At 68.2% G+C, this 10,749-nt stretch carries 12 protein-coding genes; 10 read left to right on the top strand and 2 right to left on the bottom strand.

Translation table 11 applies throughout. From position 1 onward, the window contains the following. On the bottom strand, window positions 1–381 hold a 381-nt coding region (locus tag AC1RSK_RS10285; RefSeq protein ID WP_492907417.1), incomplete at its 3' end, for an IS110 family transposase. Between the two features lie 330 nt (window positions 382–711). Between AC1RSK_RS10285 and AC1RSK_RS10280 the strand changes: the two genes are divergently transcribed. Beyond that, window positions 712–1,098 (top strand): VOC family protein, encoded by a 387-nt coding sequence (locus AC1RSK_RS10280; RefSeq protein ID WP_492907416.1) that lies wholly within the window; start codon window positions 712–714, stop codon window positions 1,096–1,098. A gap of 344 nt (window positions 1,099–1,442) precedes the next feature. Here the strand turns inward: AC1RSK_RS10280 and AC1RSK_RS10275 are convergent, their stop codons facing one another. Next, complete coding sequence (locus AC1RSK_RS10275) at window positions 1,443–2,036, bottom strand: DUF1134 domain-containing protein (protein WP_492907414.1); 594 nt, start codon at window positions 2,034–2,036, stop codon at window positions 1,443–1,445. Between the two features lie 103 nt (window positions 2,037–2,139). Here AC1RSK_RS10275 and AC1RSK_RS10270 point away from each other — a divergent pair, with 103 nt between their 5' ends. The 9 genes from AC1RSK_RS10270 (at window position 2,140) to AC1RSK_RS10230 (ending at window position 10,744) form a co-directional block, all read left to right on the top strand. Next, window positions 2,140–2,652: a CPBP family glutamic-type intramembrane protease gene (locus AC1RSK_RS10270; protein WP_492907413.1), complete on the top strand. Its 513-nt coding sequence runs from the start codon at window positions 2,140–2,142 to the stop codon at window positions 2,650–2,652. A 76-nt stretch (window positions 2,653–2,728) separates the two neighbouring features. Next, window positions 2,729–3,667 (top strand): ribose-phosphate pyrophosphokinase, encoded by a 939-nt coding sequence (locus AC1RSK_RS10265; protein WP_492907412.1) that lies wholly within the window; start codon window positions 2,729–2,731, stop codon window positions 3,665–3,667. Between the two features lie 125 nt (window positions 3,668–3,792). Further along, a complete protein-coding gene (locus AC1RSK_RS10260) occupies window positions 3,793–4,863 on the top strand; it encodes a hypothetical protein (protein WP_492907411.1) in 1,071 nt (356 codons plus the stop codon). Between the two features lie 131 nt (window positions 4,864–4,994). Continuing rightward, entirely contained in the window at window positions 4,995–5,606 is a 612-nt protein-coding gene (locus AC1RSK_RS10255) for a 50S ribosomal protein L25/general stress protein Ctc (protein WP_492907410.1), read from the top strand. A gap of 78 nt (window positions 5,607–5,684) precedes the next feature. Continuing rightward, complete coding sequence (gene pth / locus AC1RSK_RS10250) at window positions 5,685–6,293, top strand: aminoacyl-tRNA hydrolase (RefSeq protein ID WP_492907409.1); 609 nt, start codon at window positions 5,685–5,687, stop codon at window positions 6,291–6,293. A gap of 140 nt (window positions 6,294–6,433) precedes the next feature. Continuing rightward, the gene (locus AC1RSK_RS10245) at window positions 6,434–7,828 is read left to right on the top strand and encodes a metallophosphoesterase family protein (RefSeq protein ID WP_492907408.1); all 1,395 of its coding nucleotides are present in this window, start codon (window positions 6,434–6,436) and stop codon (window positions 7,826–7,828) included. Between the two features lie 32 nt (window positions 7,829–7,860). Then, window positions 7,861–8,604: a tetratricopeptide repeat protein gene (locus tag AC1RSK_RS10240; RefSeq protein WP_492907407.1), complete on the top strand. Its 744-nt coding sequence runs from the start codon at window positions 7,861–7,863 to the stop codon at window positions 8,602–8,604. 89 nt (window positions 8,605–8,693) lie between these two features. Then, window positions 8,694–9,788, top strand: a complete 1,095-nt coding sequence (gene ychF / locus AC1RSK_RS10235; RefSeq protein ID WP_492907406.1) for a redox-regulated ATPase YchF — start codon at window positions 8,694–8,696, stop codon at window positions 9,786–9,788. A 215-nt stretch (window positions 9,789–10,003) separates the two neighbouring features. Beyond that, a complete protein-coding gene (locus tag AC1RSK_RS10230; protein WP_492907405.1) occupies window positions 10,004–10,744 on the top strand; it encodes an SIR2 family NAD-dependent protein deacylase in 741 nt (246 codons plus the stop codon). The last annotated feature ends 5 nt before the right edge of the window (window positions 10,745–10,749 follow it).

The raw sequence follows: 10,749 nt of genomic DNA, 5'->3' as shown, positions 1-10,749 counted from the left end.
CTCGGCCAGCGCCTCGGCGGCCGGATCCTGCCTGGGCTCACGGCAGGGCACGGCCTGGACAAAGCGGGCGATCATCCGGGCGTCCAGCTTGTCGTTCTTGGCCGCCACCCCACAGGCCTGGGCAAAGCGCCTCAACCGGTAACCGCTGACCATCCGCACCGGCAGACCCGCTGCCTGCAACCAGCGTACGACGCCCCGCTCATATCCAGCCGTCGGCTCGATGCCGATGGCTTTGACCGGCCGGCCGGTCAAAGCCCGCTCCAGCGCCGCCCAGCCCTCCGGACTGTTGGTGAAGGCGAGAACCTCGCCACTTTCCAGAACCACGACGTCCAGCCGATCAGCCGAGACATCAATACCGACAACAACGCCTGTCTGTGGCATCCTCTCATCCCTTCCTTGCACGTTCGCGGTCATGCCGCATGCAACTGTTCGGGTTTGGAAGAAGGCGACAGCGGCCCCTGCTCATCCACGGGATCACTCCTGAGGGCATACGGGCTTACTGCCGTCGCGGGCGGTCGCTGCTACGACCGCCCGCAATCGGCACAATGACAGATCGCAAACACACAAGGGCAGCGCCGGCTCATCCGATTACCCAGGTTCTGGCGCGGTTCGGCGCGATCGCTAATCTTCCTTGGCCGGCTCTGCCCTCATCCGTCGGCCTTCGGCCGCCACCTTCTCCCGACAAGCGGGAGAAGGAATTATAAGGTCGCCATGCAACCCCACATCGCCGCCCTCACCCTCGTCGTCAAAACCTACGACCACGCCATTGCCTGGTACCGCGACAAGCTCGGCTTCACGATCGAGGACATCGCCCTGGGCGGCGGCAAGCGCTGGGTCACCGCAACGCCGCCCGGCGGCGGCTGCGCCCTGCTGCTGGCCGAAGCCGCCAACCCAGAGCAGGCCAGCGCCATCGGCGCCCAGGCCGGCGGCCGGGTCTTCCTGTTCCTGCACACCGACGACTTCGCCCGCGACCATGCCGCCATGACCACCGCCGGCGTCACCTTCCTGGAAGCGCCGCGCCACGAGCCCTACGGAACCGTCGCCGTCTTCGAAGACCTCTACGGCAACCGCTGGGACCTGCTGCAGCCCCAGCCTTGATCGTTCGACGCGCGGCCGCCACAGGCCCCGGACGCCCCGAGCAAAAAATATAATTTAATTCAATGGCTTGCTGAATATGTCTAGACATATTCAGCCTGTCGAACGGCCGCCGCCACGGACCCACCGGGGGGCGTTGGTCGCGCCGGCGCGCTTTCGGCCAACAATCCCCGCGCATCGACCAACACCCCGACCAACGCCGCGGGCGACATCCGCGCAGCCCCGGCCCACGCCAAAACCAACAGGCCATGGGGTCTGGCCCGAATTCCGCGCCCTTCGGGCGGCGCCGGCTTATTTTGTTGGTCGCTCGGCTGGCGGTATAATGCCTGGCCGCTTCGATAACTGACCTAGAACGGCCAGTTGTTGCGCTCGCGGCTGTAGGACAGGTAGCCGAGGTTGGCGCCCAGCCGCAGGCCGACGCCGGTGCGGATCGGGGCCAGGACGATGCCGTCGGCGCGCTGGTAGTTCACGCCCAGGCCGCCGACCAGATAGGCCGAGCCATCGACCCCCGGATAACGGCGGAAGATCATGTCCGGGTAGTAGAGATTGTAGCAGAGGGTGAAGACGCGGGAGGCGTTGCCGCCCCAGTCGAAACCGACCGAAGGACCCTGCCAGAAGACCTCCATGGTCGGCTTGTCCTTCATGTACATCAGGCCGCGGCCGTAGCGCAGGCCGGCGACGACCGCGCCGCTGCCCTCTTCGCCGGCGATGTAGGCCGTCGGTTCGCCCTGGTCGCGGAACACCCGCTCGACCACCTGGCCAACGGATTCGGCGGCCACGCCGAGGAAGTCGCTGGTCTGGTTCTTGATCTCGCCGACCGTGTAGGTCTCGATGCTGCGGTCCTGGGTCACCCCCGGATCGGCCCCGTTGCCCGAGGTCGAGGCGCAGGCGGTGACGCCGACGGTGGCGAGGCCGGAAAGAATCAGGCTGCGGCGGTCCATGGGGGTCTCCTGCTGGCGAGGCGTTTCAAGTCCCACGCCTTTGGGACGGGTTTGGGGCGGAGAGGTAAACGCGCCGTTAACCATGTGGGCCTGAGGAGGAATCATGCGGCGATACCTGACCCGGCTGATCTTGAGCTTCCGCATCCTGCCGGACGCCGCCGGCTGGACCTTCACCGCCCTCGTCGGCCTGCCGGCCCTCCTGGCCATGGCCGCCATCGGCCTGACGACCGGCCTCTACGCCTTAAGCCCCGGCGACCTCGCCGCCCTGCCCATGACCCTGCTGACCGTCTTCTTCGTCCCGGCCATTGGCGAGGAGGCCGTCTTCCGGGGCCTGCTGCCCTCCCGCGCCGAGACCGCCAACCCGGCGCCGCCCATCACCGTCTCCACCCTGCTCTACGTCCTCTGGCACCCCCTCGAAGGCTTCACCTTCCTGCCCGGCGCCCGCGACCTGTTCGCCCGCCCCGACTTCCTGCTCGTCACCGGCCTGCTGGGCCTGGCCTGCGCCCTGACCCGCTGGCGCACCGGTTCAATCTGGCCGGCGGTTCTCCTCCACTGGGCCGCTGTGGTTGTCTGGAAGACCTGGCTCGGCGGGCCTTCGCTCGACTCTCTCGGATAGCGTCCGAATCCGCCTTGCCCGGATCGCTCCGCCCCCCTACAGACCCGGCAACATTCCTCCCGCGAAGAGTCGTCCGATGAAGCTGCTGGCTGGCAACTCCAACCGAAGGCTGGCGGGCGCTATCGCCCAGTACCTGGACATGCCCCTGACCAAGGCCCAGGTCCGCCGCTTCGCCGACAACGAGGTCTTCGTCACCATCGACGAAAACGTGCGGGGCGAGGACGTCTTCGTCATCCAGTCGACCAGCTACCCGGCCAACGACAACCTCATGGAACTGCTGATCTGCATCGATGCGCTGAAGCGCGCCTCGGGCCGGCGGATCACCGCGGTGCTGCCCTACTTCGGTTACGCCCGGCAGGACCGCAAGACCGGCGGCCGCACCCCGATCTCGGCCAAGCTGGTGGCCAACCTGATCACCCGGGCCGGCGCCGACCGGGTGCTGACCATGGATCTGCACGCCGGCCAGATCCAGGGCTTCTTCGACATCCCGACCGACAACCTGCTGCCCTCGCCGCTGATCGCCAATGACATCGTCAGCCAGTACGGCCGCAAGGCCAGCGAGCTGATGATCGTCTCGCCCGACGTCGGCGGCGTGGTCCGGGCCCGGGCCCTGGCCAACCGGCTGGGCTGCGACCTGGCCATCGTCGACAAGCGCCGCTCGGGCCCCGGCAAGAGCGAGGTGATGAACATCATCGGCGACGTCTCGGGCCGCGCCTGCATCCTGTTCGATGACATCGTCGATAGCGCCGGCACCCTGTGCAACGCCGCCAAGGCCCTGACCGAGCACGGAGCCACCGAGGTCAGCGCCTATGTCACCCACGGCGTCCTGTCCGACCCGGCCAACCAGCGCATCGCCGACAGCGTCATGCGCGAGGTGGTGGTCACCGACAGCATCGAGCAGCCCGACTTCATCCAGGGCAACAGCAAGATCCGCCAGCTGTCGAGCGCCTCGCTGATCGGCGAGGCCATTCGACGCATCGCCAACGAAGAGTCGGTTTCCAAACTGTTTGATTGATTTGAACAATCGGCCGCGTCGCTATTCACGGTCCGTCAAGCTATGGTTAACGCCCGGACGTCACATTCCCGCCCGGAGCGACATGCTATTGACCGCCCTGTAGGCTCCGGGGAAAGCTTTCGACCATGACCAACAGACATTCCGTGCTGGCCGGCCTTGCGGCCCTTGCCGCCACTTTCGTGCTCGCCGCCTGCTCGACGCCCGAACCGCCGCCCGCCCCTGTGCTGCCGCCGCCCCCGCCGCCGCCGCCGGCCATCAGCCTGTCGGCCTCGCTGTTCGAGGAAGCCAGCGCCTGGCGCGGCTACATGAGCCGGGCCGCCGCCACCCCGACCGACTTCGCCGACGCCACGGTGGTCGCCAGCTCCCTGCGGGCCGGCGCCGCCTATGAGCCCAAGCAGCTGCTGCGCGGCTCCATCGCCTACGCCGCCGTCATCGCCCTGCAGGACCAGGCCTACGTCGCCAACATCCGCACCTACGCCGTCGATCCCGCGCAGCGCCAGCGCATCGCCGCCCAGATCCTGGCCAATCCCTGGACCGTGACCAACTACCCCGGCGCCGACCGCGCCGCCGGCCTGATCGTCTCGGCCCTGGGCAATGACGGCACCAAGGTGCTGCTGACCGGCCGGGCCGTGAAGCAGTCGGCCTATGACGTGCAGCGCCAGAAATGGTCCAAGGAATTCGTGCCCAACCGCGAAGGCCGTCTGGCCGACGTGCGCGTCCTGTCCTCGACGCCGATCCGCGGCGACATTGAGGAGGTCGGCCGCATGCAGACCGCCAGCCTCGGCGGCGGCTCGCCGACCGGTCCCGACGGCATCGTCGGCCAGACCGCCAGCGCCCCCTATTCGCCCGTGGTCGTCCGCGGCCTGGCCCTGGCCGCCCTGGCCGCCCTGGGCGAAGCCGGCGACGACAAGCTGATCGGCCTGGGCCCGCTGTTCACCGACGAGCCCTCCATGTTCTGCCTGAACATGTCCAAGCTGATGCTCTACCAGTGCCTGGCCGCCGCCAAGCCGCACTACGAGGACGTCTTCTGCCTGGGCCAGCACGTGCTGATCGACACCGGCCAATGCACGCTGAAGAGCGCCGGTGCGCCGATGCCGATTGAACCGCCCAAGCCGGTGGTGGTGGTGGCGACCAAGGCCCCCGCGCCCAAGGCCCCGGCCAAGCCGGCCGCCAAGCCCAAGGCCAAGGGCGGCTAAACAGCCTGGGAATCCGACTCCGGGCCGTTGCACTCACAGTTCAAAGAGTGTATCGACCCGGACCCTAAATTCACCGACCGTCGCCGCGCGGAGACTTCGCGCGGCGGCTTCGTTTTGAGACTGCAAGAACAATGGCCGAGATCGTCCTCAACGTCGAAGTCCGCGACCGCACCGGTACCGGCGGCGCCCGTGAAGCCCGCCGCGGGGGCAAGGTCCCTGGCATCCTGTACGGCGGCGACAAGGCCCCCGTGGCCATCGCGGTCAAGGAAAACGAGTTCCGCAAGGCGCTCTACACCGGCAAGCTGCTGGGCCACCTGGTGACGCTGAAGTACGGCGACGAAAGCCAGCCGGTCATCGCCAAGGACGTCCAGTTCCACCCGGTCACCGACAACCCGCACCACTTCGACCTGATGCGCGTTGACGAAAAGGGCACCGTGAAGATCAACGTTCCGGTCCACTTCAAGGGCCAGGACGTCAGCCCCGGCCTGAAGAAGGGCGGCTCGCTGGAGATCGTCCGTCACGAAGTCGAGCTGAACTGCCCGGCCAACGCCATTCCCGAAGAACTGGTCGTCGACCTGTCGACCAAGGAAATGGGCGACACCATCCGCATGAGCGAGATCACCCTGCCCAAGGGCGTGACCTCGGCCATCGCCGACCGCGACTTCGTCATCGCCACCCTGAAGGTGTCGTCGGCGGCCCTGTCGGAAATCAACGACGAAGCCTCGGGCGAAACCGAAGCCTAAGAGCGCCTGGCGCCGAAGACTTTTGGAATGCGGTCAGGCGGCGACGCCTGGCCGCATTCTGCATAAGGGGACCCCGCCATGCTGCTGCTCGCCGGCCTCGGCAATCCGGGCGAACGCTATGCCCGCACCCGGCACAATGTCGGCTGGGTGGCCGTCGAGGCCATCGCGCGGTCGATCGGCGCCTCGCCCTGGCGGGCGCGATTCCAGGGTCTGGCCTGCGAGGGAACGGTCGGCGACCACCGCGTCCTGCTGCTCAAGCCCCAGCAGTTCTACAACGAGAGCGGCCGCTCGATCGGCGAGGCGGCCAAGTTCTTCAAGATCGCCCCGGCCGACGTCATCGTCTTCCACGACGAGATCGACCTGGCCCCGGGCCGCTTCCGGATGAAGACCGGCGGCGGCGCGGCCGGCAACAACGGCATCCGCTCGACCATCGCTTCCATCGGCCCCGACTTCCGCCGCGCCCGAATCGGCGTCGGCCACCCGGGCGACAAGGAACTGGTCCAGGGCCATGTGCTCAGCGACTTCCACAAGGTCGACCGCGACTGGCTGAACCCGATGCTGGAAGCGATCTGCGACGCTTTGCCCTTCGCCCTGGAGGGTGACGACGAGCGCTATCAGGCCGAGGTTCTGCGCCTGGCGCCGGCGGTGAAAGCCGATCCGCGCCGGGCCTTGCGCGACAACGATTGACAGGCGGGCCTTCCACCCCGAGGCTCGGTCTATGACGCATCGCCTGAGGATCATTGCCCGACGAAGCTAGCCGGCCTTCGTCCCTGCTCGCCGCCCGGCGCGCGTTCGGCATTCCATCCTCGACCTACGAGTTTCCACTCATGAGCGCAGAAGCCCTGCCTCCGATCCCGGCCCTGTCGCCACGCGGCGAAGGCTGCCAATTCGTCCTCTACGGCGACGCCTGTTCCGGCGTCGCCGGTGCGCCGCATGAGGCCACCTTCGCCCGCGTGAACAGCGTGGTGCGGCGGCTCGCCCCACCGCCGGAGTTCATCGTCTTCCCAGGCGACGAGGTCATCGGCCTGACTCTCGACGAGACCGAGTTGCGCGCCCAATGGCGCCACTGGCTGGAGGTCGAGACGGCCTGGCTGGACCGGGATGCGATCCCCGTCTGGCACGCCACCGGCAACCACACCGCCTATGACCCGATGAGCGAAAGGGTGTTCAGCGAGGTGCTGGGCATGCCGCGAAACGGTCCGCCGGGCCAGGAGGGGCTGTCCTATGTCGTCCGCCGCGGCGACCTTCTGATCGTTTTCGTCCACACCCTCTGGTCCGGCCTTGGCGGCGAGGGCTACATCGACGTGGCCTGGCTGGAAGCCGCCCTGGCCCAGCATGGCGACGCGCGGCGCAAGATTGTCGTCGGCCACCATCCGGTGCATTCGGTCAACGGCTTCTCCGGCGTCTGTCAACGCGACATCGATCCGGAATGCGGCCGCGCCCTGTGGGCGGCGCTCGTGCGGGCCGGCGTCCTGGCCTATGTCTGCAGCCACATCCTGGCCTTCGACGTCCAGGTCCGCGAAGGTGTCCTGCAGCTATGCACGGCCGGGGCCGGGACTGCTCACCGGATGCCGGAGGGGATCGAATACCTCCACTGTGTCCAGGCGGCGCTGGACGATGCCGGACTGCGCTACCAGGTGCTCGACGACACCGGCGAACGCCGCGAGCAGCTGGCCTGGCCGCTGCCGCCGCACCTCGCCAAGACCAGGCTCGCCCCCGGCCGCCAGATATCGCCAATCGAGACTCGCCCGAGTGACACGGCGGTGATCGATCTCTCGATCCAGGGGATCGCGGCCTTGGACGCCCCCGCGCCGCAGACTCTGTTCTGCACCCATGGTCCCGGCCATCTGCCCATGCTCTGGCTCGGCCTGCGCGGGCCCGAGCAACGTCTCACCGCCATTGTCGCCCGGACGCCGGGCCGCAGCCCCCACTTCTGGCATGGTCCCAGCTTGGTTGGCGGCGAGCTCTTCACGCTCGACCTGCGCCTCTGCCCCGCCATGGGCCCCGGTGGACTGCTCTGGCGGCGAGACAAAGAGCAGCCCTGGTCCTCGCTGGTCGGCGCCAGTCCGACGGGCCTCGAAGGCCTTTCCTGGCCGGGCCTGTGGAGCATCGGCGAGGGTCCGAGCGGCGACACCTTCCGGGGAGAGGCGCTTTGCGTGGACTGGGGCGTCAGCCAGTTCACCCTGGAGGATTCCCGCCTCTCGATGCGCGGCTCGGATTGAGCTAAGGACGGTCCCGGGGGATAGTTCAAACCATGCTTTTCGGTATCGGCTTCAGCCTCGTCTTCTCCATCCTGCTCTGCGTCCACGTCGTGAAGACGGGCAAGGAGATGTACTGGCTGTTCATCATCCTGGCCTTCCAGCCGCTGGGCGGCGTCGTCTACGCCGTGGTCTACATCCTGCCGGAGCTCACCGGCGGGGCGACCTCGCGCCGGCTGCAGCAGGCCGCCAAGCAGGCGCTGAACCCCGAGGGCGAGTACCGCGCCGCCCAGGCCCTGGTCGAGGACAGCCCCACCGTCGCCAACCGCATGCGCCTGGCCGCCGCCGCCTCCGGGCTGGGCCGCCATGACGAGGCCGAGCGGATGTACGCCGACGCCGCCCACGGTATCCACGCCGAGGACTCGGCCCTGCTGTTCGGCCGCGCCCGCGCCCTGATCGAGCTGGACCGTCCGGCCGAGGCCCTGCCCCTACTCGAGAAGCTCGGCGAGCTGGGCGAAGCCGGCCGCACGCCGCAGGCCGCCCTGCTGATGGGCCGCGCCCACCACATGCTGGGAAACGCCAGCGAGGCCGACACCGCCTACGGCTGGGCCGCCGGCCGGCTGCCGGGTCTTGAGGGTCTGGCCCGCTACGCCGCCTTCCTCGCCGAACAGGGCCGGACCGCCGAAGCCGATGAGGCCATGGTCGAGATCGAGAAACGCGCCAGCCGCGCCAACACTCAGTTCCGCAAGGAAGCCCGCCACTGGCGCGACTTCGCCGCCGAGGCGCTTGGCAAGGCGTAAAGCGAGCAGGGCCTGAAAGGTCGCCTTTACGGGCAGGGCGTGCTAGGTCGCCCGACCTTCTTCACCTGCCGGATTCCAAAGCCTAAGCCATGGCCCTGAAAGTCGCGATCGTCGGCCTGCCCAACGTCGGCAAATCGACCCTGTTCAACGCCCTCACCCAGACGGCGCAGGCCCAGGCGGCCAACTATCCCTTCTGCACCATCGAGCCGAACGTCGGCGACGTGGCGGTGCCGGAGGCGCGGCTCGACAAGTTGGCCGCCATCGCCGGGTCGAAGGAGATCATCCCCAGCCGCATCAACTTCGTCGACATCGCCGGCCTGGTGCGCGGCGCCAGCAAGGGCGAGGGCCTGGGCAACCAGTTCCTGGCCAACATCCGCGACTGCGACGCCGTGGCCTTCGTCGCCCGCTGCTTCGAAGACGACGACATCACCCACGTCGAGGGCCGCATCGATCCCTTGAGCGACCTCGACATCATCGAAACCGAGCTGATGCTGGCCGACCTCGAGAGCCTGGAAAAGCGCGTCCCCAACCTGGAGAAACGCGCCCGCCAGGACAAGGACAGCGCCAACACCCTGCGCCTCTGCAACCTGGCCCTGACCCAGCTGAACGCCGGCCGCCCGGCCCGCACCGCCGACATCTCCAAGGAGGACGAGAAGGCCTGGCACATGCTCCAGCTCCTGACCTCCCTGCCGGCCCTCTATGTCAGCAACGTCGACGAGGGCAGCGCCGACAAGGGCAACAAATATTCCGACCTGGTCGCCGAGCGCGCCGCCAAGGACGGCGCCAACAGCGTCGTCATCTCGGCCCAGATCGAGAGCGAGGTGGCCATGCTCGCCGCCGAGGAGCGCGAGGAGTTCCTCGGAGCCCTGGGTCTGGAAGAACCCGGCCTCAACCGCCTGATCCACGAGGCCTACAAGCTGCTCGGCCTGCAGACCTATTTCACGGTCGGCCCCAAGGAAGCCCGCGCCTGGACCATCCACGTCGGCGACACCGCCCCCCAGGCGGCCGGCGTCATCCACACCGACTTCGAAAAGGGCTTCATCCGCGCCGAGACCATCGCCTTCGACGACTTCGTGCGCCTGAACGGCGAGGCGGGGGCCAAGGAAGCCGGCAAGATGCGCTCCGAAGGCAAGGAGTATGTCGTCAAGGACGGCGACGTGATGCACTTCCGGTTCAACGTTTAGGGCCTACGCCCCACCCTTGGCTGTCATCCTTCGGTCGGCGAAGCCGATCCGGAGGACCCACCTGTCCGCCAGGCGCATGGATGGTCCGGGTTGGCTCTGGCGGTCGTGACGGATCGCAGCCTCCAGGCGGTTCCGCCTCCACGGTGGGTCCTCCGGATCGCGCTTCGCGCGACCGAAGGATGACAGGATGGGGTGTGGCTCCCTAAGTTAGCCCCATGTCCCCCGCCGACCGCCTCGCCCAGTTCATCGACGCCGCCACCCGCGTCGTCGTCTTCACCGGCGCCGGCATCTCCACCGAATCGGGCATCCCCGACTTCCGCAGCCCCGGCGGCGTCTGGTCGAAGATGAAGCCCATCTACTTCCAGGATTTCGTGGCCAGCGAGGCGCGCCGCCGCGAGGCCTGGACCCGCGCCTTCAACGGCACGGCCGGCTGGACCGGTCGCAGCCCCAACGCCGGCCATGACGCGGTCGCCCGGCTGGTCGCCCAGGGCAAGGTCTCCAGCGTCATCACCCAGAACGTCGACAACCTGCACCAGGACAGCGGCATTCCCGACGACCGGGTCATCGAGCTGCACGGCAACGCCTCCTACGCCACCTGTCTCGACTGCGGCCTGCGCCACGAGCTGCATCACCTGAAGCCCGCCTTCGTCGAGCGCGGCGAGATCCCCGCCTGCCGGTCCTGCGGCGGCCTGGTCAAGACGGCGACCATCTCCTTCGGCCAGCCTATGCCGCTGGGCCCCATGACCCTGGCCGAGGGCGAGACCATGGCCTGCGACCTGTTCCTGGTGCTCGGCTCCTCCCTGGTCGTCTACCCGGCCGCCGGCTTTCCGTTGATGGCCAAGCGCAACGGCGCCCGGCTGGTCATCGTCAATCGCGAGCCGACCGAGCAGGACCCCTACGCCGACCTGGTGCTGCATGAGGAGATCGGCCCGTTGATGAGCGGCATCGTGCCCTGACCTCG

It is taken from the genome of Caulobacter sp. GW821-FHT11A05 (assembly GCF_058809015.1).
This window is presented reverse-complemented; position numbering and strand designations above follow the sequence as displayed.

Coding starts and splice junctions, on each gene's coding strand:
- AC1RSK_RS10240 (WP_492907407.1), top strand. CDS start 7,861: ATGCTTTTCGGTATCGGCTTCAGCCTCGTCTTCTCCATCCTGCTCTGC.
- AC1RSK_RS10265 (WP_492907412.1), top strand. CDS start 2,729: ATGAAGCTGCTGGCTGGCAACTCCAACCGAAGGCTGGCGGGCGCTATC.
- AC1RSK_RS10275 (WP_492907414.1), bottom strand. CDS start 2,036: ATGGACCGCCGCAGCCTGATTCTTTCCGGCCTCGCCACCGTCGGCGTC.
- pth (WP_492907409.1), top strand. CDS start 5,685: ATGCTGCTGCTCGCCGGCCTCGGCAATCCGGGCGAACGCTATGCCCGC.
- AC1RSK_RS10280 (WP_492907416.1), top strand. CDS start 712: ATGCAACCCCACATCGCCGCCCTCACCCTCGTCGTCAAAACCTACGAC.
- AC1RSK_RS10270 (WP_492907413.1), top strand. CDS start 2,140: ATGCGGCGATACCTGACCCGGCTGATCTTGAGCTTCCGCATCCTGCCG.
- ychF (WP_492907406.1), top strand. CDS start 8,694: ATGGCCCTGAAAGTCGCGATCGTCGGCCTGCCCAACGTCGGCAAATCG.
- AC1RSK_RS10255 (WP_492907410.1), top strand. CDS start 4,995: ATGGCCGAGATCGTCCTCAACGTCGAAGTCCGCGACCGCACCGGTACC.
- AC1RSK_RS10230 (WP_492907405.1), top strand. CDS start 10,004: ATGTCCCCCGCCGACCGCCTCGCCCAGTTCATCGACGCCGCCACCCGC.
- AC1RSK_RS10260 (WP_492907411.1), top strand. CDS start 3,793: ATGACCAACAGACATTCCGTGCTGGCCGGCCTTGCGGCCCTTGCCGCC.
- AC1RSK_RS10245 (WP_492907408.1), top strand. CDS start 6,434: ATGAGCGCAGAAGCCCTGCCTCCGATCCCGGCCCTGTCGCCACGCGGC.